The organism is Bradyrhizobium manausense (assembly GCF_018129685.1).
GTDB classification, from domain to species: domain Bacteria; phylum Pseudomonadota; class Alphaproteobacteria; order Rhizobiales; family Xanthobacteraceae; genus Bradyrhizobium; species Bradyrhizobium manausense_D.
The window spans coordinates 114,631-138,568 of the sequence record NZ_JAFCLG010000003.1; the positions used below are offsets into that span (position 1 = coordinate 114,631).

Below are 23,938 nucleotides of genomic sequence, written 5' to 3' on the forward strand. Positions count from 1 at the left end.
AATGCGTGTCGTGACGAGATGGTCTGTGCGGGCCGCCGAGCCCGGAATGGTGCTGTTGTTCGGCGCGCTCGTCGCCGCCAATGTCGCCGCGTGGGCCTGGGCTTTTGCGGCGTTCGGCGACCGGCCGACGATCATGGCGACCGCGCTGCTCGCCTGGGCGTTCGGCCTCCGCCACGCCGTCGATGCCGACCACATCGCCGCCATCGACAACGTCGTGCGCAAGCTGATGCAGGCGGGCGACACGCCGCGCAGTGTCGGCCTTTATTTCGCGCTCGGCCATTCCACCGTCGTGGTGGTTGCGACCATGCTGCTCGCGCTCGGCGTGGTCAGTCTCGGCGGCAACAGTCTGCTGAAGGATATCGGCAGCCTGATCGGCACCTCGGTGTCGGCGCTATTCCTGCTGGTCATTGCCGCCATCAACCTTGCCATTTTCGCCGGCCTGTGGCGGACGCTTCGCTGCGCGCGCGAGCAGGGCGTTCATGATGCCGCCGGGCTCGACGCGCTCCTCGCTCATCGCGGGGTTCTGGCAAGGTTGCTCGGCCCGATGTTCCGTCTGGTGACGAAGCCGTGGCACATGTTTCCGCTCGGCCTCTTGTTTGGCCTCGGCTTCGACACCGCCACCGAAATCGGCCTGCTCAGCATCTCCGCCACCGAAGCCGCGCGCGGCGCCTCGTTTGCCGACATCCTGGTCTTCCCCGCGCTGTTCGCGTCGGGCATGGCGCTGGTCGATACGGCGGACTCAGCGCTGATGGTGAGTGCCTATCGCTGGGCCTTCGTCGATCCCATGCGAAAGCTCTGGTACAACCTCACCATCACCGGCGCGTCCGTCGCGGTCGCGCTGTTCATCGGCGGCATCGAGGCATTGGGGCTGATCTCCGACCGCCTCGGCCTTTCCGGCGGCGTGTGGGCGTTGGTCGAAGGCCTCAACAAGTCGCTTGCGAATGTCGGCTTCGCGGTGATCGCGCTGTTCGCGATCGCCTGGCTGGTCTCGGTCTTGCTCTATCGCCGCATGTTTGCAGGTAGCTCATCGCGCGCGAACGTGCTTCGAGGTGCGGATGCGATCTGAGTCAGGCGGTCGTTGCGTCATTCTCGCGGCGCTGCCGGCCTTCGCTCTGATCGCCGACCCCGGCAAGGCCATCGCCCAGAACAGCACAACCGTGCGCGAGCTGCCGCCGGTCGAGGTCAGCGCAGGAGAAGCGCCTCGTCACAGGAAGCAGTCCGCGACCCGACGCGCCGGCAAACCGGCCGCAGCGAGGCGTCCTGTGGTCGCGCAGCCGGCGCCAGGACCGAACGCTGGTGCCGCCACCGTCGCCTCGGGGGCGCAAGGCCCGCCGAGCATGGCGAGCGAAATGACCTTTTCGGGCGAGGCCATCAACGTCCGTACATTCACCCGGCCGGGCGAGGTGCTCGAAGCGGTGCCGGGGCTGATCGTCACGCAGCATTCCGGCGAAGGCAAGGCCAACCAGTATTTCCTGCGCGGTTATAATCTCGATCACGGCACTGATCTCGCCATCTATGTCGACGATGTCCCCGTCAATATGCGCACCCATGCGCATGGCCAGGGCTATGCGGACCTGAACTGGCTGATCCCCGAGACCATCGGCGCGATGGACGTGCGCAAGGGGCCGTATTTTGCCGATGAAGGCGATTTCGCCTCAGTCGGCAGCATCCATATCGGTCTGATCGATCGCACCGCAAAGGGCCTCGCGCAGGCCACCGCCGGCAGCTTTGGCTATCGCCGGCTGCTCGGCATGGACTCCGCAAAGGTCGGCGATGGCTCGCTGCTCGTCGCCGGCGAACTCGGCACCTACAACGGCCCGTGGCTGAATCCGGACGATGTGAAGAAGCTCAATGGTCTCGTCCGTTACAGCCAGGGCACCGCGACCGACGGCGTCTCCGTCACCGGCATGGCCTACGCCAACACATGGAATTCGACCGACCAGGTGCCGAAGCGCGCGATCACCTCAGGGTTCCTCGACCGCTTCGGCTCGGAGGATCCCAGCGACGGCGGCAATACCAACCGCTTTGCGCTGTCAGGCCGCGTCGCGCAGAGCGACGATCTGGGTTCCTGGAAGGCCAACGCCTATGTCGTGAAGAGCCAGCTCGATCTCTTCAACAACTTCACTTACGTCCTCAAAGATCCCGTGCTCGGCGACCAATTCCACCAGCACGACGACCGGCTGATGGCCGGCGCGAATATCTCGCGCACGCTGAACGGCTCGTTCGCGGGCCTGCCGATGCAGACGACCTTCGGCCTGCAATCGCGCTACGATGCGATCGATCTCGCGCTCTCCAATACCTTCCAGCGCAGCTTTCTCTCCAGCGTCCGCAGCGACAAGGTCGGCGAGGGCAGCGTCGGTATCTTTGCCGAGAATACCGTGCGCTGGACCGATTGGCTGCGGACCACGATCGGCTGGCGCGGCGATTACTACAACGCCGACGTGACGTCCCTGTTCAACACCAACAATTCCGGCCATGTCGATGCCTCGCTGGGCAGCCCGAAATTCCGCATGGTCATGGGCCCGTTCAACCGGACCGAATTCTTTCTCGGCGCCGGCTACGGCATGCATTCGAACGACGCGCGCGGAGCCACCACGACGGAAGACCCGGGCGATCCCACGACAAAACTGTCGCCATCGCCGCTGCTGGTGCGTACGCGTGGCGCGGAGGTCGGCATTCGCACCAGGATCATTCCCGGTCTCGATAGCTCGTTCAGCGTCTTCATCCTGGATCAGGATTCCGAAATCCTGTTTTCGGGCGATGCCGGCAATACCGAGGCGACCCGCGCGAGCCGCCGCTACGGGTTCGAATGGACCAACCATTATCGCCCGCGCTCGTGGATCGACATCGACGCCGATCTCGCGATGACGCATGCGCGCTTCCGCGGCTATGATTTCGATCAGGCCGACGTCTATGTCTCGCTCGCCGGCTATCCCGCAGCACAGATCGGCAACGCGCCCGGTAACTACATTCCGAATGCGCCGCCGATGGTGGCCTCGGCGGGCATCACCCTCGGCGACAAGACCGGATGGTTCGGCAGTTTGCGCTGGCGCTATCTGGCATCGAGCCCGCTGACGGAGGACAATGCGTTCCGCTCACCGGCCACCAGCGTCTTCAACGGCCGCCTCGGCTATCGCGCCGACAACGGCTGGCGCGTCCAGCTCGACGTGCTCAATCTCTTCAATACGCCGGCGAACCAGATCACTTATGCTTATGGTTCACTGCTCAAGACCGACACGCTCTATAATCTGTGCACCGGCGGCCTAGCGCCGACCTCGGTCTGTCAGAACGGCGTGATGGATTATGTGCTGCACCCGGTCGAGCCACTGACGTTTCGCGTCACCTTGGCTGGGGCATTCTGATAGCCAGATCGTCATGGCCGGGCTTGTCCCGGCCATCCACGCCTTCCTCCGCCATGCAAAGAACGTGGATGCCCGGGACCAGCCCGGGCATGACGGCGTCTGTAGTGGCTTGCAAGGTAAGTTAAGCCGGCGCCGCGCTTGCGACCGTGTCGGCCGGCTGATCGTCGCCATTGGGATCGCCGGGCGCGGTGGCCCACGCGAGCTCCACCAGCGTCACGAACCTGCGGCCGCTGCCGTCGAGCTGGACCACGATCAGGCCCTGCTCCTCCATGTAGCCGAGCAGGCGCTGCGCCCGGCGTAGCGAGTGCGAACCGTAGGCGCGCGCGATCGCAGCGTCGCCGGGGCAGGGCCAGCCTTCCTTCGCAGCGCGCGCGATCATCATGAACACGCCCTGCATGTCGTCGGGCAGGATCGAGGCGCGCAGCGTCACCTCCTGCCAGGCATCGTCCCCGGCGATCTCGGTGCCGAGGCCCGCGCGCGCATGGGTCAGCATGCGGCGGAATTCTCCCAAGTCAGGCACGGACGCGCCGAGCCCTTCGATGCGGCAGCGGACCACGAATTCCTGATAGAGCACGCCGATGGCGCGGAAGCCGGCATCGGGCGCGGCGAGCACAGCGCGCAACGTGCGATCCACGCGCTCGCGTCGCTCGGCGAGCTCTTCGGCGCTGATCGGTTCCTCGACCACTTCGGGGCTGATCTCGGGAGCCGCAGCCTTGGCCGCGCGGAGCTGGTCGAGCAGGTCAGGCGCCGGCCGGCGCTGCGGCCGGCTGGCATCCGGCGGCGGTGCTGCCAGGATCACCGCGCGTGCATCTTCCAGCGCCGCTTCCGGCATCGGCATCAGCCGCGGCGTCGAATTGCGCGGGCTTGTCTCGGTCGGGCCGATGTTCAGCCGCAGGGGACGGCGCGACAGCGCAGGTCCCAGCGCCATGAACTGCCCGCGCTCGAGATCGCGGAACGCTTCCGCCTGACGTCGCTCCATGCCGAGCAGATCGGCCGCGCGCGCCATGTCGATGTCGAGGAAGGTGCGGCCCATCAGGAAGTTCGAGGCTTCGGCCGCGACGTTCTTGGCGAGCTTTGCCAGACGTTGCGTCGCGATGATGCCGGCGAGCCCGCGCTTGCGGCCGCGGCACATCAGATTGGTCATGGCGCCGAGCGAGAGCTTGCGCGCCTCATCCGAGACTTCGCCGGCGACCGCCGGCGCAAACAGCTGCGCTTCGTCGACCACCACCAGCATCGGGTACCAATGGTCGCGCTCGACGTCGAACAGGCCGCCGAGGAACGCGGCCGCGCGCCGCATCTGGTTCTCGGCATCCAGCCCTTCGAGATTGAGCACGGTGGAGACGCGATGCAGCCGGGCGCGTTCGCCTGCGACCTGAAGGCCGCGCTCGGTGTGATCCTCGGCCTCGATCACGAGATGGCCGAAGCGGTCGGCCAGCGTGACGAAATCGCCTTCGGGATCGATGATGGCCTGCTGCACCCAGGGCGCGCTCTGTTCCAGGAGACGCCGCAGCAGATGCGATTTGCCGGAGCCGGAATTGCCCTGCACCAGAAGACGGGTGGCCAGGAGTTCCTCGAGGTCCATGGCCGCCCCGGCGCCCGCCGTGGTCTGCCCCATCTCGATCGCAACCGTCATGCCCCGACTCAAGTCCCCGTCATTCGCGGACAGGGGCTTACCAATCGAAGCGGGGTGCGTCGAGCGAAACACGCGCAAACATTCCGCGTTGCCCACGGCGGAATTTCACTGGGATTTGAAAGCCGTAGAAGTGCGGACTGCCACGCGAGCCGGCGGTCATCAATATGGAATTCGGTAAAATAGAAGTCGGGCAGGAGAAGCCCGACGCTGACTTCGTCCATGCCGCGGAATATTCGCTGACGCCTTGTATGCATTATCCCAGTTGCCATCCCCGGCCAGTTTGCCTTAGATGCTGCAACGCACCCGCGCGGACGACGATCGGGGCTCAAAAATCACAGAAGATGTCGAGGGGACGAACATGGCGCGCAACGTTCTGATTCTGGGAGCTTCCTACGGTTCCTTGCTGGGGACCAAGCTGCTGATGGCCGGGCACAACGTGACCCTGGTCTGCCGGTCCAAGACCGCGGAGCTGATCAACCGCGACGGAACCGAGGTGCGGATCAAGCTGCGCGACGAGGCGGTGCACCGCGCGATCTTTTCGCGCGACCTGCCCGGCAAGCTCGACGCGGTGACGCCGCAGAATGTCGACGTCTCCCGCTATGATCTCGTCGGCCTTGCGATGCAGGAGCCGCAATACACCAATCACACGGTCCGCATGCTCATGGTCAAGATCGCCGCGGCGAAGCTGCCGTGCCTGTCGATCATGAACATGCCGCCGTTGCCTTATCTCAAGCGCATCCCGGCGCTCGCCGACATGGATCTCGAAGAGGCCTACACCAACGCGCAGGTGTGGGAGCGTTTCGAGCCGGGCCTGGTGACGCTGTGCTCGCCCGATCCGCAGGCCTTCCGTCCGCCGGAGGGAGCGGCGAACGTACTCCACGTCGGACTGCCCACCAACTTCAAGGCCTCGGCCTTCGCAGACGAGACCCACAACAAGGTGCTGCGCGAGCTCGAAGCCGACATCGACGCGGTGACGCTCGACGGCAAGGATGTGCCGGTGAAGCTGAAGGTGTTCGACTCCCTGTTCGTGCCGCTGGCGAAATGGTCGATGCTGCTCACCGGCAACTATCGCTGCATCACCCCGAACGAGCCGCAGTCGATCCGTGACGCCGTGCATGGCGATCTCGCGCGTTCGCAGACGATCTACGAGCATGTCGATGGCATCGCCCGCCGCCTCGGCGCCGATCCGCAGGACCAGGTGCCGTTCGCGAAATACGCCAAGGCCGCCGAAAGCCTGCTCAAGCCGTCGTCGGCGGCGCGAGCGGTGGCAAGCGGGGCGCCCTTCATCGAGCGCGTCGACCTGCTGGTCAAGCTGATCTCGCATCAGCTCGGCGCTCCCAATGCCGAGATCGACCGCACGGTCGAGACCGTCGACCAGAAGCTGAACGAAAAGATCGTTCAGGGCGGTTCGGGCGCGCAGTAACGGGCGCCGCGATCGGCAGGCTGGTGCAGCCGGAGGGAAATCCGCCGGCCGCCTCTCGTCCGGGCGGCACCTAACCGCGCTGTTCCGACGGGCAAAACGGCTGCGCGGGCTGTCAACACGTGCCCCGAAAATATTCCACTTTACCGAAATTCGGAAATGGCGTATGTGTCGCGCATCCCGGCGCGACCTTGAGGGGCGATCGTGCGTCGTCACGGATCGCGAGCCGGGCTTGCGGTGGACGCGGTAGCGTCGGCACGAGAGGTGCGGGCAGGGCGGGTCGTCCCTGTGAGCTCGAAACCACGTGTGGATGAGCGACGCTGTTCAGTTCGGGTGCGAGGTCTGCACCCGGCCTTCCCTGCACCCTGTTGGACAAGAGGGTGGACAGATCAAACAAAGCTCGGGCGAGTCGAGCCGCGAGAGCGTGAAACATGTCTGGGATTCAAAATGTCTGCGATTCAAAATGAGGACGTGAGAAATGATGCCGCGGCATCCTGCTCCGTCATTGCGAGCGCGGCGAAGCAATCCAGACCCCTCGGCGGAAAGATTCTGGATTGCTTGCTGCGCTCGCAATGACGACGGGGAGAGAGCGAATTCGACTCGTGACTCGTTCAGTGAGGCTCGCTGTCCAGGCCGGACGTGGCATCAGCCCTGGCTTGCGACCCGCGCCGCCCGATCGAGATTCTCCTCGATCTTGGGGCGGTCGCGGGTGCGCTCGAAACTGGTGCACAGCAGCTCCGTCTCCTGCAGCGACACCGGGGCGCGGTACAACCGGCACATGAACTCGGCCGTGACGCGTCCCTTGCCCGTACTGGGGCTGCGCTCGGCCAGGAACATGCAATCGCGGCAAATGCTGGCATCGAGCCGCTGATGGGCCGCATCGAGATGATTGAGAATCTCGCGGAGCGAGTCGCGCAGCCTGATGCATTCCTCGGTGCCGAGCGAGTTGACCGCATTCAACACGTGATTGATCGGATCGTGCTGGTTCAGGCATTTCTCGCCCTGCGCCGTGACGTGGAGGACAACAGAGCGCTTGTCCTCCTGCGACGGCTTTCGAACCAGGAAAGACTTGGCCTCCAGCGTCTTCACGATCTGAGATGCGGTTGCTCTGGTTGCGCCGATGAAGCCGGCGAGCGCAGACGGCGTGCGTGAGAAGCGATTGGCGCGGCCGAGAAACCGCAGCGCCATCCACTCCCGATCACGCAATCCGTGTTGATTGCCTTCGAAATACCAGGCTCTGGCCGCCTGAACCAGCAGCTCGACTGCTTCGCGTGCCAACGGCATAAATTCCTACCTTGCCCCGGGAATCGCGTGTGCGGCGCCCCGAAGCCGCTTTCCACCATGGCGCATCGGTCTCTCGCGAGAAGCCTGATGCCCAGCCATGTCTGATGAATGTCTCGTGCCCGGCTTCAGCGCGGAGGCCAGGATCGCAAGGCACCCGACTTGGACTGATGAGCGTCGCAGCATCCTGCGCGAGAAACGGTACTGCCGATGCCATGCCAACCGCAGGATAGTCGAACGCAAGCCCGAGTTGCCGTCGTTTCCGGACGATGGATCGGAATTGCTCAACCGAAGCCCCTGAGTTCAAGTCACACGCAGACGTTTCTTGTGCTCCGCCGAAACGATGAATGAGCTTCTCAACAAAATCAAGTAGAGACACTACTTGAGAACCAACGTCGTTGCAGACGAATGTAAAGTTCAAGACAATCTCGCTCAGCGGGACACATGCAGGTGAACGCTATACATGCTGCCACACACGCTGCATTCACGTAATTCCACGCTTGTTTGATTGCACCTGTATTGCTGTTCGTCGGCGACGCAAATTGATCGAAGCTTGTGCACGGCCGGCGACGGACGTCGCGAAAATCATCCACAACTTCCGCGATCTGCCTCGGGATTGGCAAAGATTGCCCCAGGGGAAATCGATGGAAATGCACGCGTCGGTTGTTGTGACGATTGACCTGGAGTATGATCCGCGTCGATTTTCCGCGGCGGTTGCCGGTCGGCTCATCCGAACGGTTGAGATTCGCGCCTGAGCACCATTGGCGGCGAATAAACGCCTATGCAGTTTGTGCCAAGACATGCGCGCATGGGGGAGGACTATGCGCGGGGCGCGCGGCCGGGCGGCCTGCCGCTAGTCGCCCTTGAGCATGTCCCTCAGTTCGCGGAACGGATCGGCGCTCGGTGGGCCCGAGGCGTCCTGTCGCATCGCATTGTAGATTCGAGGCACCATGTCGACCGCCTGGTCGAGTGCCGAATCACGTCCCGACTGGTATCCACCCATCAGGCGAAGGTCTCGGGTGTCCTCATATTTGGCGATCAGGGTGCGCAATTTGCTCACCAATTCGCGCTCTTCGGGGTCCCAGACGTTGTGGGCGAGACGGGAGACCGAGGCCAGCACGTCCACGGCAGGATAGCGCGCCTGATCGGCGATGTGCCTGGAGAGCACGATGTGCCCATCAAGCGTGCTGCGGATGGTATCGGCGATCGGCTCGTTGTGATCGTCGCCGTCGACCAGCACGGAGTAGATGCCGGTGATGGTCCCGGATCCCTCCTCGCCAGGCCCGGCGCGCTCCAGCAGGCGCGGCAAATCGGTGAAGACCGTCGGCGCATAGCCGCGCGCCACCGCGGGCTCGCCGGCTGCGAGTGCGACCTCACGGGCGGCATGGGCGAAGCGCGTGATGGAATCGACCACGAGAAGCACCGATTCGCCGCGGTCGCGAAAATATTCGGCGACGGCCATGGCCGTCTTCGGCGCCAGCCGCCGCATCATTGGGCTTTCATCGCCCGTCGACACGATGGTGACGGCGCGGTTGCGGTCGTTGCCCAGCACGTCCTCGATGAATTCGCGCACTTCCCGGCCGCGCTCGCCGACGAGCGCCAGCACGACGGTGTCAAAACCCTGGCTGCGGGCGAGCATCGCGAGCAGCGTCGATTTGCCGACGCCGGAGCCGGCAAAGATGCCGACGCGCTGGCCGGCGCAAATCGGTGCAAACAGGTCGATGACACGGACGCCCGTGCGCAGCGGCTTGTGGACGCGCGCCCGCTTCATGGCTGGCGGAGCCTCGGCCTCGGCCGAGACAGCCCGCGATCCCGGGGTGAGCGGTCCCAATCCATCCAGCGGCGCTCCAAGGGCGTTGATGACGCGGCCCTTCCAGCTCGTATCAGGTGCGAAAGACAGGGGCGGCATGCGGTAGGCGACCGAGCCGAGCCCGCCGGCGAATTGCCGGTCGAATGGCTTGGCCACGATGCCGTCGCTGTCGATGCGCACGACCTCGCCGATCTGCGGCCTCGCCCCGGTATTGACACCGATCAACTCGCCGAGCTTGACGGACCGCGAAAGGCCACAGACGCGGAAATGCGTCGGCGCGATCTCGGAGACCGCGCCGCTGATGCTTGCCAATGGCGTGCTCTGCTGGAGATCGAGCAGCGCCCACTCAAGTTGCCGAAGAGCGTTCAAGGAAACCGTCCACCCCAATTACACGCGACGCGAGTTCTACTTGCCGGGATCGCCCAGCGTCTGGATTGCGTTCCGGAGCGTGCTGTCCGTGCCATCGATCAGCGAATTGGTGCTGTCGAAGGCCCGCGAGGCCGACATCAGCTTCGTCAATTCCATCATCGGATTGGCGCTGGAGCCCTCGACATAGCCCTGCTTGAAGCCGTCCCGGCTGAAATCGCCGATTGCGGTCGCGGGGCGATCGGGCGTGACGCCGGAATTGCCGTAACGGTCGAGATTGGCGTCCGCCGGGATATTGAAGAGGCCGATGCTGCCGATCTCGTTGTTGTCCTGGGTGATCGCGCCACTGCGCGAGATCGAGACCGGACCGCCGTTCGGGTCGAGCGTGAGCTGCGCACCGCCGGAATCGATGACCGGGAAGCCCGACACCGTCTGGAGGTCCCCATTGGCGGCGATCTGGAGGCGGCCGTCGCGGGTATAGACCGTGCCGTTGGGGCCGGCGAAGGCGATCCAGCCCTGTCCGACCACGGCGACGTCGAGCGGATTTCCGGTCTCGGTGATGCTGCCGGGCTCACGCGAGATGATGTTGTCGCCGGGCGAGGAGAACGCCACCGGGTTGGCGCCGGCCTTGGACAGCACCGTCTCGAATTTCACGACGTCGGTGCGGAAGCCCGATGTGTTGACGTTGGCGACGTTGTTGGCGATCGTCTGGAGGCGCTTCTCGAGCGCCACCTGCGCCGACAATCCCACATAGAGAGCCGATTGCATGACTTACCTGTTGAACTTGATGTTCTGAAGTGTCGTGAGCATGTCGGTATCCAGGCTGGCCGACGACGTCGATGCGCCGGTGATCAGAACGAGCGCAGGATTGGTCGAGGTGTCGCTCTGGGCCTGGTTCGCATCCCACAATGCCGCGAAGCGCTGCACGAATTTGGTGACCTTGGCCGGGTCCTGGAAATCGGTAAGCGTGATCTTGTCCGTAATCATCTTGGCCTGCATGTCGATGTCGGACGAACTGATCATCGACGACCAGCCCTCCGCGGTCTGGACCACCTGGGTCAGGGCCTTGTCGGCGAGGATCTGGTACGGGCTCGTGATCGAGGCGGCCTTGCGGGTGAAGTAGAGCGCGAGCCGCAGACCCTCGTTCTGGTCGCCGGCATTCTGCTCCAATGTCTGGGTGGCATACTGGCTGGTCACGTGGGTCGTGGCCGCGGCGGACTGCGTCGCATTGGCGCCGAGCGCTGCGAAATTGAAGGCGGCGGCAAAGTCCCGGTAGCGGCTGTCGCTCAGCTTGTTGGCGAAGGTGTCCGAGGTCGCGATGCCCTCGGTCAGCACTTTGCGCATGAACGCCTTGGCGTAGATCATATCGTCCAGGCCGAAGGCCTTCATCGCATACGAATAGAGCTTATAGTTGTTCAGGAAATCGTCGATGCTCTTCACGTTGCCGATATTGGCAAGGTAGTAGGCGGTGTCGCGGCTGACGTCAGGCTGCTGCTCGACCTGAGTCAGCGACCTGCTCATGTCGGTGGTCAGCCTCGTGTAGTCCGCGATGGTGGATAGCATGGCACGCGCCCCTTTGGCCGCAATTGCGACATCGTCTCAAGCTGCCCCGAATTGCTTGCGCGGGGCTGGCCAAGCCTCAGGGGATCCCGAAGCCAGCTTCGCGCAAGCGTCGCAGACTAGGGTTTCCCGGATGGGATCGGCGATGGAGTGGCGGGTTGCTCAGTTTCGTGGGGATTTTCATCACGGTAGCGGCGCTGCTCGGCGGATTTGCCGCCATGGGCGGGCATCTGGCCGTGCTGATGCAGCCGTGGGAATTCGTGATCATCATGGGCACCGCGGTCGGCACCTTCATCGTGGCCAATCCGTGGAAAACGGTCGTGGACACCGGGGTTGCCTGCATGCAGGCCATCACCGGCGCGGTGCCGGGTGAGCGTTATTATCTCGACCTGCTCGGGGCACTTCATGCCCTGATGCGCGAGCTGCGCGGCAAGGGCCGCAACGAGGTCGAGGCGCATATCGACGATCCATCGTCCTCGGAGATCTTCAAGGCGTTTCCGAGCGTGCTCGGGGATCCAGCCGTGCTCCAGTTCATCTGCGACTATGTTCGCCTCATCATCATGGGCAATGCGCGCACGCATGAGATCGAGGCGCTGATGGACGAAGAGATCCATACCATCGTGAAGAGCAAGCTGACGCCCTACCATGCGCTGGTGACGGTGTCCGAGGCGCTCCCGGCGCTCGGCATCGTCGCCGCGGTGCTCGGCGTCATCAAGGCCATGGGCGCGCTCGATCAGTCGCCGAAGCTGCTCGGCGGCTTCATCGGCGCGGCGCTGGTGGGCACTTTCGCCGGCATATTCCTGTCCTATGGCATCATTTCGCCCTTTGCGCTGAAGATCAAGATGACGCGCGAGAAGAAGTGCCGGCCCTACATCATCGTCAAGCAGACGCTGCTGGCGTTCATGAACGGCGCCATGCCGCAGATTGCCGTCGAGCATGGCCGCAAGATGATCGCGAGCGGCGAGCGACCCTCGATCGACGTCGTCGAGAACGAGACGATCGCCGGGCCCAAGGCCGTCGTGAGCGACACCGAACCCAAGGCTGCACGCGCATGACGATGGAAGACGTCGAGATCGATCAGCGCAAGCAGCTGCCGAACTACCTGCTGGACGCGGCCGGCATCTCCATCGAGCGCATGCCGATGCTCAATGTGATCTTCGATCGCATGGCGGCATCGTGCACGGACAGCCTGCAGCCTCTGGCTGGTACGCCCTGCTATTTCTCTGTCAACGGCATCAGCAACGACCGCGTCGGCGACATCATCAAGGACTACGAGGGTAACGCCGTCGCCGCCGTGCTTTACGCCGAACAGTGGGACTCCCGCGTCATCATTGTGCTCGACCGCGACTTCGTGTTCACCATGGTGGAGGCGATGTTCGGCTCCGACGGGGCCGAGCCGCCGCTCGATGTCGAGCGTTCGTTCTCGAACATCGAGATCCGCCTGGTCCAGGCGCTGTTCGAGCGGTTCGCCAAGGCGCTGCAATCCGCCTTTGCCGGCACTTCCAACGTCACTTTCCGCGTCGAGCGGGTGGAGACCGCGATGGCGTCGCTGGCGATCGGGCGCAGCGGCAACATGTCGATCTGCGCGAACATCATGCTGCAAGCGCTCTATCGCGGCGGCCAGATGTTCCTCATCATTCCGCACTCCGCGCTGAACCCGCTCAGGCAGAAACTTGCTCACGTGGTCGTCAGCGAAGGCGGCGCGGCCGATCCACGCTGGCGCGAGCAGATGGAGAGCGAGGTTCATCGCACCGAGGTGACGTTGAGCGCGGTGCTCGACGAGAAGATGATCACCCTCGAGGACGTCGTGAAGTTCAAGGTGGGGCAGGTCCTCGAACTCGAGGCGACCCCACGCACGCTTGCGCGCCTCGAAAGCAACAACCAGGTGCTGTTTTGGTGCCAGATCGGCCAGCTCGATGGCTATTACGCCATGCAGGTGGCAGATCCCGTCGATCAGAAGCGGGAGTTCGTCGATGATATCCTATCTCGTTGATTCAGTGCTGCTGATTGCGCTCGCCTTCACCAGCATGCGGGTGACCCGGATGCACCGCGAGTTGGCGAAGCTGCGCAGCTACCAGGGCGAGTTCTCGACCATTGTCCAAGAGACCGCGGGCGCCTTCGACACCGTGATTACCGCGGCGCACGATTCCACCGCAAATCTGGGCCGGCTAGCCAACGTGCTGAGCGCGAAGATCGACCAGGCCCATGAAGCGATCGCAGCACTCGATGCGCGGAACGGGATTCACGGCGCTGTGGCCGTGAACGGCCCCGAGGCCAACAAGCACTAGGGCCGGAAGCGGCCGAAAAGACGGATCGGAACGTCGCGACGCTCCGGGAGCGGAAATACCAAGAGGCGATACCAGATGGCGCAATCCTTCGACTACGAGTCTGCAACCGCAACCGACGACGCCGAGACGTCTTCGCTGGAGCGCCTGGCGGAGATCGCCGCGCGCACCGCCGAGGAGACCGGCAAGTTCGCCAACGTCGATGCCATCCTGCGCATTCCGGTCACCATGCAGGTGGTGCTGGGATCGGCGACGATACCGGTGGCGAATTTGATGAAGCTCGGCCGTGGCGCCGTCGTGCCGCTGGATCACCGCGTCGGCGAGCCCGTCGACGTCGTGGTCAACGGCCGCGTCGTCGCCCGCGGCGAAGTGGTCGTGGTGGAAGAGGACAATTCACGCTTCGGTGTTTCGCTCACCGAGATCGTCGGACCGCTGGGGCAGAGTGATTCCTGACCATGGCGGCACAGGTCGGCATCGCTCCCATCAAACAGCGAGGCGTTGCCACGCTGGGCGGGACGGAAAAGGTCGCGGCGCTCCTGCTGGCCATGGGTCGGCAGGCGGCTGCGAGCGTGCTCGCGCAATTCGAGCCGCAGGACATTCGCATCGTCACCAAGGCCGCGGCCGAGCTGCGGCCGATCACGGCTCAGGAACTTGAAGCGATCGTCGAGGAGTTCGCCCAGCAATTCTCGATGGGCGCCAACATTCTCGGCACGATCGGCGGCCTCGAAGCCGTGCTCGGCGACGTGCTTCCCGCCGACCAGGTCTCGGCGATCATGTCGGACCTGCTCGGCAATTCGAGCCGGTCGGTGTGGGACCGGGTCTCGTCGGTATCGGAAAACTCGCTGGCGACCTATCTCTCGAAAGAGCATCCGCAGACAGCGGCGCTGATCCTGTCCAAGGTCAAGCCATCCTGTGCCGCGAAGGTGATGAGCCAGTTGCCGTCGAGCCTGCGCAATGAGCTGATGCGGCGCGTGCTCAGCCTCAAGCCGATCGTCGACGATGCGCTGAAGGTCCTCGAAAAGACCCTGCACGAAGATCTCACGCTCAATTTCGCCCGCAACCTTGGCGCCGATACCTACGCCCGCGTCGCCGACATCATCAACAAGATGGAGCGCGGTCATATCGAGGACATGCTCAAGAGCCTGTCGGAGAAGCGGCCGAAGTCGGCCGAGGTGCTGAAGGAGCTGTTGTTCACCTTCGACGACGTCATCAACCTGGCGCCGAAGGCGCGCACCATGATCTTCGACCAGGTGCCGACCGATCGCATCGTCGTCGCGCTGAAGGGCACCGACAAGCACTTCCGCGAGTTGATCCTGTCGGCAGTCGCTTCGCGCGTGCGTCGCGTCGTCGAGCACGAGCTTGCGATCGGCGAGCCGTCGAACCAGCGTGACGTGCTGGAGGCGCGCCGCGTGATTACCGACCTTGCCCTCGACCTCGCCGAGAAGGGCGAAATCGAGCTCAACCCCGACCAGGAGGATGAGCTGGTCTTCCGCTGACCGCTCAACCGGCATGGCAGAATCATCGGATCAGGAGAGCAAGACAGAAGAGCCGACTGAGAAGAAAGTCCGCGATGCGCTCGAACAGGGCAACATTCCGGTCTCTCGGGAGGCATCCATGTTTGCGTCCATGGCCGCGCTGATGGTGATTCAGGCGTTCCTGGTGGGCCCGGGCGTGCAGCAATTGACGCCGACCTTGAAGGGCTTTCTCGACGACCCCGATGGCTTCCCGATCGGGAATGGCGCGGACGCGCTCAACCTGCTCACCGTTGTGGGACTCGAGGCGCTGAGGTTCCTGGTACCGTTGGTCGTGATCATGGCCGTGTTCGGCCTCGCGTCGTCGCTGCTGCAGAATGCGCCGCGGCTGGTGCTGCAGCGTATCTTTCCGGACGTCTCCAGAATCTCGCCCGCCAGCGGCTGGAACCGCATCTTCGGAACGCAGGGGCTGGTGGAGTTCGCCAAGTCGATGTTCAAGCTCGCCTCGGTGACCGCGGTCGTCTGCTTCGTGCTGCGCTCGTCGGAGGCGAGGGCGTTCGAGGCGATGTACACCGATCCCGTCGCGTTGCCGGAGATGATCCTCACCATCGCAATGCGGATCGTGTCGGCGATCTGCATCGCGACGATCGTCCTGGTCGCAATCGACCTCGCCTGGGCGCGCTTCCACTGGCGGCGCGAGCTGCGCATGACCAAGCAGGAGATCAAGGACGAGCACAAGCAGGCCGAAGGCGATCCGCTGATCAAGGCGCGTCTGCGCTCGCTGGCGCGCGACCGCTCGCGCCAACGCATGATCGCCGCCGTACCGCGCGCGACGCTGGTGATCGCAAACCCGACGCATTTCGCGATCGCGCTGCGCTATAACCGCGACGAAAACCCGGCGCCCCTCGTCGTGGCCAAGGGTATGGACGTGATCGCGCTCAAAATTCGTGAAGTCGCCGAGCAGAGCAAGATTCCGGTGATCGAGAACAAGGCGCTCGCGCGCGCGCTCTACGAGGCGGTGCAGGTCGACCAGGTGATCCCGGCTGAATTTTTCCGCCCCGTGGCCGAAATCATCTACTTCCTGCAGTCCAAGCAAGCACATCGGCCCGAGAAAGTTCAGTAGATTTTCGAGGATGGTGCTTCGCGCAAAAGCTTGACGAAAGCTTAACGCCCTAGGGTTCTCCGGAATGGACCGGAAGGGGCTGTCGTGGGACCGCTTTATCTCTTCGAACTCGCATCGTCGCAGGCTCGCTGGCTCGAGCTTCGTCAATCGACCATCGCCACCAACGTCGCCAACGCGAATACGCCAGGTTTCAAGGCGCGGGACGTCGAACCGTTCAACAAGGTTCTCGACGCCATGCCGGTCAGGCTCGCAACGACCTCGCCCGAGCATATGCAGCTATCCCCGGCGGAGACCGATACGCGGGCGACCGCGAAGAAAGACAGCTGGGACGTCGTTCACTCCGGCAACTCGGTCAGCCTCGAGCAGGAGATGATCAAGGGTAGCGACGTCAACCGCGACTATTCGATGAATTCGGCGATCGTGCGCTCGTTCAACCGCATGGTTCTGACCAGTGCGAAGACCTGAGGTGAACTGACATGCTGGATGCCCTATCGGCTTCGTTGACGGTCGCAAGCTCGGGACTCGAAGCCCAATCGACCCGCATGCGCGTCGTCTCGGAAAACCTCGCCAACGCGACGTCTACCGGGCGCACCGCAGGTGCCGATCCTTATCAGCGCAAGACCATCACCTTCGACGCCGCGCTGGACCGGGCCTCGGGCACGCAACTGGCGAAAGTCAAGGAGATCGGGGTCGACACCACGCCGTATCGCGTCGAGTACGATCCGGGACATCCCGCCGCCGACAAGGCCGGCTACGTCAAGATGCCCAACGTCAACATGATGATCGAGATGGCGGACATGCGGGAAGTGAATCGGTCCTATGAAGCCAATCTCCAGGTCGTCAAGCAGGTGAGATCGATGCTTGGCATGACCATCGATCTGCTGAGGAGCTGACAATGCTAGAGGCGATTTCATCCACCGCAATCAACGCAGGCCAGGCGGCCTCTCGTGCCACCGAGACGCAGGCCATTGCGCCGCCTGCGACTTCAGCAATCCAGTCTACCGACGATGTCGGCTTCGATTCCGTGATGAAGCAGGTGACCACAGACGCGATCGGAACGCTGAAGGCCGGCGAAGCGGCGTCGATCTCGGCGATGCAGGGCAAGGAATCGACCCGCAAGGTCGTCGAGGCGCTGATGTCGGCCGAGCAGGCCCTGCAGACGGCGGTCGCGGTTCGCGACAAGGTCGTGCAGGCCTACCAGGAAGTTGCGCGGATGACGATCTGATCTGAAGGAGTCACGTTGTGAAATCGCTCGCCATCGCGGCCACGGGCATGAACGCCCAGCAGACCAATATCGAAGTCATCGCGAACAACATCGCCAACATCAACACCACGTCGTTCAAGCGTGCGCGTGCGGAATTCACCGATCTGTTCTACCAGATGGACCGCATGCAGGGCGTCGCGAACGTCAACGGCGCCTCGCCGATCCCGGAAGGCGCCAATCTCGGGCTCGGCGTCAAGTCCGCGGCGATCCGCAAGCTCCACATCCAGGGCGCGCTGACGCAGACCGGCAATCCGTACGACCTTGCGATCAACGGCCGTGGCTGGTTCCAGGTGCTTGGTCCGAACAACGAGGTTCAATACACCCGCGCGGGCTCGTTCAACACCAATGCGACCGGCCAGCTGGTGACGATGGACGGCTACCTGCTCGATCCCAACATCACGGTGCCGCAGGGGACGGTGCAGGTTACCGTCAACCAGACCGGTCAGGTCTTCGCCAAGCTGGACACGGCCGTCAACCCGCAGCAGATCGGCCAGCTCAACCTTGCCAATTTCGCCAACGAAGCCGGCCTCGAGCCGCTGGGCAGCAACCTCTATCGCGAAACCACTGCGTCGGGCGCGCCGGTCGTCGGTCTGCCCGGCGATGCCGGCTACGGCAAGATCAATCAGCAATATCTCGAAGCCTCGAACGTCGATCCCGTCAAGGAAATCACGGAGTTGATCTCGGCGCAGCGTGCGTACGAGATGAATGCCAAGGTCATCCAGGCGTCGGATGACATGGCCCAGACGGTATCGAAGGGTCTCAGTCGTTAGTTCCGGGATCTCCATGTTGAACAGGGTGGGCCTGATGGTGCGCGGGTTGGCCGCCGCACTGCTGGTTCTCGTTCCGGCGCGGTTCGCCGCCGCGAACGAGAAACGGCTTCCCGTGCCGGCGGTGTCGATCCGCGCCGGCGAGCTGATCAGGGATGACATGATCACCGAGCGCATCTTCGACCCGAACGCGCTCGGTGTCGCCGTGTTCATCGAAGGGCGTCAGGTCCTTGTCGGCCGCATGGCGCGGCGCGCGCTGCTGCCGGGGCAGCCGATTCCGACCAATTCGGTGGAGGATCCCTTCACCATCGCCCGTGGTGCCATGGTGAAGGTCGTGGTCGAAGACTCGGGCCTCTCGATCGTGACCTACGGAGCGGCCATGCAATCCGGTGCACCGGGCTCGCTCATCACGGTGCGTAACACCGACACGGGCGTGATCATCAGGGCCATCGTCCAGCCGGACGGTACGGTCAAGGTCGCGGACGGGTCATGACCAGATTCCTGATCGCGCTTCTCCTCCTTGTCTCCGCCGCCAGCGCTCAAGCCGCCGTCCGCATCAAGGACATCGCCGACATCAAGGGGCTGCGTGAAAACCAGATCGTGGGCTACGGCCTCGTCATCGGCCTCAACGGCACTGGCGACACTCTGCGCAACGCGCCGTTCACGGAACAGTCGCTGCAGTCGATGCTCGAGAATATGGGCATCAACGTCCGGAACGAGACCAGCAGCACGAACAACCAGTCGCGACCGACGACGCTGCGCACGCGCAATGTCGCCGCCGTGATGGTGACCGCGGACCTGCTGCCCTCGATCGGGCCGGGAGAGCGGATGGACGTGACGGTGTCGTCGTTGGGCGATGCAACGTCGCTGCTCGGCGGCACGCTGGTGATGACGTCGCTGCGCGCGGCCGATGGTGCTGTCTATGCGGTGGCGCAGGGCGCGGTCACGGTTGCTGGTTACAGTGTCGGAGGCCAGGCCCAGAATGTCAGCCAGGGCACGCCGACCGCGGGCCGCATTCCAAACGGCGCGCTGGTCGAGCGCGAGGTGCAGGGAAGCCTCCACGAGATGGAATACCTGGTGCTCGAGTTGAAAAACCCCGACTTCGTCACCGCGACGCGGATCCTCGACGCCGTCAACCGCTATGCTGGCGGCCGCTATCGCGCCCAGATCGCCTTCGAGCGCGACTACCGGACGATCGTGCTGTCCAAGCCGCGCTATGTCGGACCGGTCCGCTTCCTTGCCGAGATCGGCGAGCTCACCGTCGAGCCCGACACGCCAGCCCGCGTGGTGATCAACGAACGCACCGGCACGGTGGTCATCGGACGCGACGTGCGAATCTCGACGGTCGCCGTCACGCACGGCAATCTGACGGTGCGCGTCACCGAGCTGCCTGTGGTGTCTCAACCGGCGCCGTTCTCGCAGGGACAGACGGTCGTCGTGCCCCAGACCGTGGTCGAGGCCAACGAGGCAGGATCGCAGGTGGCGATCCTGAGCGGCGTCGACCTCCAGCGTCTCGTGCGCGGGCTGAACCAGATCGGACTGAAGCCATCAGGCATCATCGCGATCCTCCAGGCGATCAAGACCGCCGGCGCGCTGCAGGCCGAAGTCATCGTGCAATGATGCATAAGCGTGGGGCAAGCTTGGTCGCTCAATGCTCTGGCCTCGACCGAGGATCGCACGCAAGCCGATGCTGAAGCTGGATCACAAAGCGCAACTCCTTCTCTTGACCGCGATGGTCGCGCTCGCGGGCGCGTCGCCGGTGCTGGCGCTGGACGAGCCGAAGCCATCGAGGCCGCTCAATCTGCTGTCATTTGCGCGCGCTCGCGCGCCTGGGCCGCAGAAACCGCACGCGGCGGCGACGCCGGTTTCGAGCGATAATCCGCGTGCAACGGCCTGGGCCGCAGACGATTCCGTTCCCGCAATCACCGGTGCCGTGCCGGAGCCACCTCCGCCGACGCCGGCTCCCGCATCCGCGCCGCCACGGCCGGCGAAGTCCGGCAGCGTCACAGCGCCGCCGAAGCCGGCGCCGTCTCAAGCCACCGCACCTGCCGACAACGAGGTTGCGCTGTTCTGCGGCAATGTCACCGATCCCGCCGTCGATGCCAGGCTCGCCTGGCAGCTGAAGGAGCTGGAGAAGGCCGAGAGCCTGCTGCGCGAGCGAATCGCCGAAGTCGAGGCCAAGCGCGCCGAATACGAGAAGTGGATGGCGCTGCGCGACGACTTCCTGAAGAAGGCCGAAGCAAGCGTCGTCGAGATCTATTCGCGCATGAAGCCGGATGCGGCCGCCACCCAGATCGCCGGCATGGCGGACGAGACGGCTGCTGCAGTGCTCGCAAAGCTCAGCCCGAGGAGCTCAAGCGCGATTTTCAACGAGATGGAGACCGGGCGCGCAGCACATCTGGCCGATGTGCTCGGTGGAATGCGTCGCGTGGATGACGGAAAGACCAGTAAATGAAGACGCCGTTCCTCATCCTGTCGTTGTTGCTTCTGGCCGGATGCTCGCATGATCCTGCGGAAATCCTGACCGGCCCGAAACTGTCGCCTGTTGGCAGCGGCCTGAGGACGCCGGCCGAGCCGATCCCGGTGACGCCCCGCATGCGCACGCCGGTCAGCTATCGCTCGACCTGGGACGATGGCACCGATCTCTACCGCGATCCACGCGCCCGGCGCGTCGGCGACGTCGTGACGGTGATCATCTCGATGCAGGACAAGGCCAAGCTCGACAACAAGACCGACCGCTCGCGCGATTCGCAGATCCAGTTCGGACTGAACTGGCTGATGGATGTTGCAGGCTGGCAGGACAAGGGCCAGGCCAATGCCAACCTCAACACCAACACACAGATCAAGGGTAACGGCCAGATCGACCGTTCCGAGGACATCAAGCTTTCCATCGCCGCGGTCGTCACCGACGTTCTGCCGAATGGAAATATGATGATCAGCGGCTCGCAGGAGTTCGGCATCAACACGGAGATGCGCGTGCTTAACGTCGGCGGCATCGTGCGTCCACGCGACATTTCGCGAACCAACACGATCTCCTACGAGAAGATCGCGGAGGCGCGCGTCTCCTATGGCGGTCGCGGAAATCTGTCGGACGTGCAGCAACCGGGATGGGGACATCGGATCTATGATGCCGTGGCACCGTTCTGAGGCGCGCGCGCCGTGGGAGCAGGGGGCGTCATGCGCCTGATCGCCGCCATTGTCGTGCTGACCCTGGTCGCGATCGGCGTCGGCGCGCTGGCGGGCCTGCATCTGCTTGCGGCCGCCGAGCGCGTCGCCGACGCAAAGAAGGGCGCGACTCCGCCGCCGATCGCGTCGAGCTACACCGGCAGCGCGCGGCTGAGGAAACTGTCGCCGATCGTGACCAATCTCGCAGCACCCGCCAACAATTGGGCCCGGGTCGAAGCCTCCATGGTGACCGACAGCATGAGCGATGAAGATGCCGGTATCCTGGCCGCCCATATCAGCGAAGATATCGTCACTTACTTGCGGTCCGCCTCGGTCACGCAGTTCGAAGGTACGCGCGGGCTGCAGCACTTGCGCGATGACCTGTCCGAACGCGCCAGCATTCGTTCGTCAGGAAAAGTGCGCGAATTGATCATCGAAACCCTGGTGATTCAGTGAAACTGAGAGTCCTGCTGCTCGCGCTGGTCCTGGTCGTGCTGCCCGAAGCGGCTTTCGCCCAGATCCCGGACCTCAATTCGCTGCTGCCGCCGGGTAACGGCTCGACCAGCGGCCGCATCATCCAGCTCGTGGCGCTGCTGACGGTGCTGTCCGTCGCACCGGGGCTGCTGATTATGGTCACGAGCTTCACCCGCTTCGCTGTCGCGCTGTCGTTTCTGCGCGCCGGGCTCGGTCTTCAGACGACGCCGCCGAACCTCGTGCTGATCAGCCTCGCGCTGTTCATGACCTTCTACGTCATGGCGCCGACCTTCGACCGCGCCTGGGAAACCGGCGTGCAGCCGCTGATGAAGAACGAGATCTCGGAGGAAGAGGCCTATCTGAAGATCAGCGACCCGTTCCGCGAGTTCATGCTGGCGCATGTGCGTGACAAGGATCTGCAGACATTCGAGTCGCTCGCCGCGGAAAGCTTTCGCAAGAAGTTCGACGACAAGCGCATCGACATGCGCGTCATCATCCCGGCCTTCATGATCTCCGAGCTCCGGCGCTCGTTCGAGATCGGCTTCCTCATCATCCTGCCGTTCCTGGTGATCGACATGATCGTGGCGACATTGACGATGTCGATGGGCATGATGATGATGCCGCCATCGATCCTCGCGCTGCCGTTCAAGGTGCTGTTCTTCGTGCTTATCGACGGCTGGAATCTGCTCGCCTCCGGATTGGTGCGGTCGTTCTCCTGAGGCCATCGTCGCGTTGACGTTTGGTTAAGGTTAGCGGAGGGTAACATTAACCATATGATTTCGCTGCGTAATTCAGGATCGCATTAATTCGGACGCAAGATTCGACGTGCTAGCAATGCGGCACGGCGGGTTGGACCCCACCCACATCAGTCCAAAGGCATGATGCCGCCCCTCCGTACCGGTGAAAGCCCGGTATGTCCCCTCGTGAAAATGTAACGCGTACATAAAGGGACATTCGCAATGTCAAGCCTGCTTACGAACTCGACCGCCATGACCGCGCTCCAGACCCTGCGGTCTGTGAGCTCGCAACTCGCCACCACGCAGACCCGCATCTCCACCGGCCAGCGCGTCTCGACGGCTTCGGACAACGCCGCTTACTGGTCGATCGCCACCTCGATGCGCGCCGACAACGCCGCGCTCTCCGCGGTCTCCGACTCGCTCGGTCTGTCGGCTGCGACCGTCGACACCGAATATACCGCACTGACCTCGGTTGTTGGTGACAGCAATGGCGGCCTGACAAAGCTGCAATCGCTGCTGGTCGAAGCCAAGACGGCCGGTATCGACCGCACCAAGATTCAAGCGGACGTCACCCAGATCCAGCAGCAGATGCAGTCTACCGCTGCTGCGGCGACCTTCAACGGCGTCAACTGGCTCAGCACGACGACGGCCACTCCGGCGACGGTCGACCTGGTGTCGTCGTACTCCCGCGTCGGCAGCACGCCGACCACCGGCTCCATCACCCTGACGGTTGCCAACTACTCGCTCTTTACTTCGTCCACCAGCGGCATCCTGGACAAGGTGAGCGGCGGCGCGTCGGTCAACACGATCGACATCAGCACGCTGACCGACTCGGCGGCCGACCAGACCACGCTCGATGGTTACATCGCCCAGGTGACGTCTGCGATCAACTCGGTGGCGTCGGCCGCCGCCAACCTCGGTGCCGTCAAGAACCGTATCTCGACCAATACGGACTTCGTGAAGTCGCTGATGGACTCGGTGACGCGCGGTATCGGCCAACTCGTCGACGCCGACATGAACCAGGAATCGACCCGTTTGTCGGCGCTGCAGGTTCAGCAGCAGCTGGGCGTTCAGGCGCTTTCGATCGCCAACGGCAGCAGCCAGAGCATCCTGTCGCTGTTCCGCTAAGTCTGAAAACCATCTGACAGAGGGCCGCGTTTCTCGCAGAGCGCGGCCCTTTCGTTTGACGTGACGTCCCGCGCGCGCCGCAAATTCGGCC

The 23,938-nt window shown here is 63.8% G+C and carries 25 protein-coding genes; 20 read left to right on the forward strand and 5 right to left on the reverse strand.

What is annotated here, in order from left to right; genetic code table 11:
• Position 1: 1 nt before the first annotated feature.
• Both JQ621_RS10885 and JQ621_RS10890 read left to right on the forward strand, forming a co-directional pair.
• A complete protein-coding gene (locus tag JQ621_RS10885) occupies positions 2–1,066 on the forward strand; it encodes a HoxN/HupN/NixA family nickel/cobalt transporter (protein WP_249125170.1) in 1,065 nt (354 codons plus the stop codon).
• Positions 1,056–3,362 (forward strand): TonB-dependent receptor, encoded by a 2,307-nt coding sequence (locus tag JQ621_RS10890; RefSeq protein ID WP_212234499.1) that lies wholly within the window; start codon positions 1,056–1,058, stop codon positions 3,360–3,362. Before JQ621_RS10885 ends, JQ621_RS10890 begins: the two co-directional genes overlap by 11 nt.
• A gap of 121 nt (positions 3,363–3,483) precedes the next feature.
• Here the strand turns inward: JQ621_RS10890 and JQ621_RS10895 are convergent, their stop codons facing one another.
• Entirely contained in the window at positions 3,484–4,995 is a 1,512-nt protein-coding gene (locus tag JQ621_RS10895; RefSeq protein ID WP_212234501.1) for an ATP-binding protein, read from the reverse strand.
• A gap of 358 nt (positions 4,996–5,353) precedes the next feature.
• On the opposite strand from JQ621_RS10895, the gene JQ621_RS10900 reads away from it, so the two are divergent.
• A complete protein-coding gene (locus JQ621_RS10900) occupies positions 5,354–6,418 on the forward strand; it encodes a ketopantoate reductase family protein (protein ID WP_212234503.1) in 1,065 nt (354 codons plus the stop codon).
• 642 nt (positions 6,419–7,060) lie between these two features.
• Here JQ621_RS10900 and JQ621_RS10905 read toward each other — a convergent pair.
• From JQ621_RS10905 to JQ621_RS10920, 4 genes are all read right to left on the reverse strand, one after another.
• Complete coding sequence (locus JQ621_RS10905) at positions 7,061–7,699, reverse strand: MarR family winged helix-turn-helix transcriptional regulator (protein WP_212234504.1); 639 nt, start codon at positions 7,697–7,699, stop codon at positions 7,061–7,063.
• 850 nt (positions 7,700–8,549) lie between these two features.
• A complete protein-coding gene (fliI, locus tag JQ621_RS10910) occupies positions 8,550–9,875 on the reverse strand; it encodes a flagellar protein export ATPase FliI (protein ID WP_212234506.1) in 1,326 nt (441 codons plus the stop codon).
• A gap of 36 nt (positions 9,876–9,911) precedes the next feature.
• Complete coding sequence (flgF, locus tag JQ621_RS10915) at positions 9,912–10,640, reverse strand: flagellar basal-body rod protein FlgF (protein WP_212234508.1); 729 nt, start codon at positions 10,638–10,640, stop codon at positions 9,912–9,914.
• 3 nt (positions 10,641–10,643) lie between these two features.
• The gene (locus JQ621_RS10920; RefSeq protein WP_212234510.1) at positions 10,644–11,435 is read right to left on the reverse strand and encodes a DUF1217 domain-containing protein; all 792 of its coding nucleotides are present in this window, start codon (positions 11,433–11,435) and stop codon (positions 10,644–10,646) included.
• Between the two features lie 155 nt (positions 11,436–11,590).
• Here JQ621_RS10920 and motA point away from each other — a divergent pair, with 155 nt between their 5' ends.
• From motA to JQ621_RS11005, 17 genes are all read left to right on the forward strand, one after another.
• The gene (gene motA, locus JQ621_RS10925) at positions 11,591–12,487 is read left to right on the forward strand and encodes a flagellar motor stator protein MotA (protein WP_212234511.1); all 897 of its coding nucleotides are present in this window, start codon (positions 11,591–11,593) and stop codon (positions 12,485–12,487) included.
• Entirely contained in the window at positions 12,484–13,425 is a 942-nt protein-coding gene (locus JQ621_RS10930) for a flagellar motor switch protein FliM (protein WP_212234513.1), read from the forward strand. The genes motA and JQ621_RS10930 overlap by 4 nt, the downstream gene beginning before the upstream one ends.
• Entirely contained in the window at positions 13,406–13,720 is a 315-nt protein-coding gene (locus JQ621_RS10935; RefSeq protein ID WP_212234515.1) for a hypothetical protein, read from the forward strand. The genes JQ621_RS10930 and JQ621_RS10935 overlap by 20 nt, the downstream gene beginning before the upstream one ends.
• Positions 13,721–13,795: 75 nt before the next feature.
• Positions 13,796–14,170 carry a flagellar motor switch protein FliN gene (fliN, locus tag JQ621_RS10940; protein ID WP_212234517.1) on the forward strand — a complete coding sequence of 125 codons (375 nt, stop codon included), beginning with the start codon at positions 13,796–13,798 and terminating at the stop codon, positions 14,168–14,170.
• Positions 14,171–14,172: 2 nt separating this feature from the next.
• Entirely contained in the window at positions 14,173–15,213 is a 1,041-nt protein-coding gene (locus tag JQ621_RS10945) for a flagellar motor switch protein FliG (RefSeq protein ID WP_212234519.1), read from the forward strand.
• Between the two features lie 13 nt (positions 15,214–15,226).
• Complete coding sequence (gene flhB, locus JQ621_RS10950; RefSeq protein WP_212234521.1) at positions 15,227–16,312, forward strand: flagellar biosynthesis protein FlhB; 1,086 nt, start codon at positions 15,227–15,229, stop codon at positions 16,310–16,312.
• Between the two features lie 84 nt (positions 16,313–16,396).
• Complete coding sequence (gene flgB / locus JQ621_RS10955) at positions 16,397–16,777, forward strand: flagellar basal body rod protein FlgB (protein WP_212234523.1); 381 nt, start codon at positions 16,397–16,399, stop codon at positions 16,775–16,777.
• A gap of 11 nt (positions 16,778–16,788) precedes the next feature.
• Positions 16,789–17,205 carry a flagellar basal body rod protein FlgC gene (gene flgC / locus JQ621_RS10960; protein ID WP_212234525.1) on the forward strand — a complete coding sequence of 139 codons (417 nt, stop codon included), beginning with the start codon at positions 16,789–16,791 and terminating at the stop codon, positions 17,203–17,205.
• Positions 17,206–17,207: 2 nt separating this feature from the next.
• The gene (locus JQ621_RS10965) at positions 17,208–17,537 is read left to right on the forward strand and encodes a flagellar hook-basal body complex protein FliE (protein WP_212234527.1); all 330 of its coding nucleotides are present in this window, start codon (positions 17,208–17,210) and stop codon (positions 17,535–17,537) included.
• Positions 17,538–17,554: 17 nt separating this feature from the next.
• Positions 17,555–18,346, forward strand: a complete 792-nt coding sequence (gene flgG, locus JQ621_RS10970) for a flagellar basal-body rod protein FlgG (protein WP_212234529.1) — start codon at positions 17,555–17,557, stop codon at positions 18,344–18,346.
• Between the two features lie 13 nt (positions 18,347–18,359).
• Positions 18,360–18,836: a flagellar basal body P-ring formation chaperone FlgA gene (gene flgA, locus JQ621_RS10975; protein WP_249125172.1), complete on the forward strand. Its 477-nt coding sequence runs from the start codon at positions 18,360–18,362 to the stop codon at positions 18,834–18,836.
• Positions 18,833–19,963: a flagellar basal body P-ring protein FlgI gene (gene flgI, locus JQ621_RS10980; protein WP_212234538.1), complete on the forward strand. Its 1,131-nt coding sequence runs from the start codon at positions 18,833–18,835 to the stop codon at positions 19,961–19,963. The genes flgA and flgI overlap by 4 nt, the downstream gene beginning before the upstream one ends.
• 67 nt (positions 19,964–20,030) lie before the next feature.
• Positions 20,031–20,798: a MotE family protein gene (locus JQ621_RS10985; protein WP_212234540.1), complete on the forward strand. Its 768-nt coding sequence runs from the start codon at positions 20,031–20,033 to the stop codon at positions 20,796–20,798.
• Positions 20,795–21,490, forward strand: coding sequence for a flagellar basal body L-ring protein FlgH (gene flgH / locus JQ621_RS10990; RefSeq protein ID WP_212234542.1), 696 nt, complete (start codon positions 20,795–20,797; stop codon positions 21,488–21,490). The genes JQ621_RS10985 and flgH overlap by 4 nt, the downstream gene beginning before the upstream one ends.
• Before the next feature lie 30 nt (positions 21,491–21,520).
• Entirely contained in the window at positions 21,521–21,964 is a 444-nt protein-coding gene (locus tag JQ621_RS10995; protein ID WP_212234544.1) for a flagellar basal body-associated FliL family protein, read from the forward strand.
• Entirely contained in the window at positions 21,961–22,701 is a 741-nt protein-coding gene (gene fliP, locus JQ621_RS11000; protein ID WP_212234552.1) for a flagellar type III secretion system pore protein FliP, read from the forward strand. The genes JQ621_RS10995 and fliP overlap by 4 nt, the downstream gene beginning before the upstream one ends.
• Positions 22,702–22,941: 240 nt before the next feature.
• Entirely contained in the window at positions 22,942–23,847 is a 906-nt protein-coding gene (locus tag JQ621_RS11005) for a flagellin N-terminal helical domain-containing protein (protein WP_212234554.1), read from the forward strand.
• The last annotated feature ends 91 nt before the right edge of the window (positions 23,848–23,938 follow it).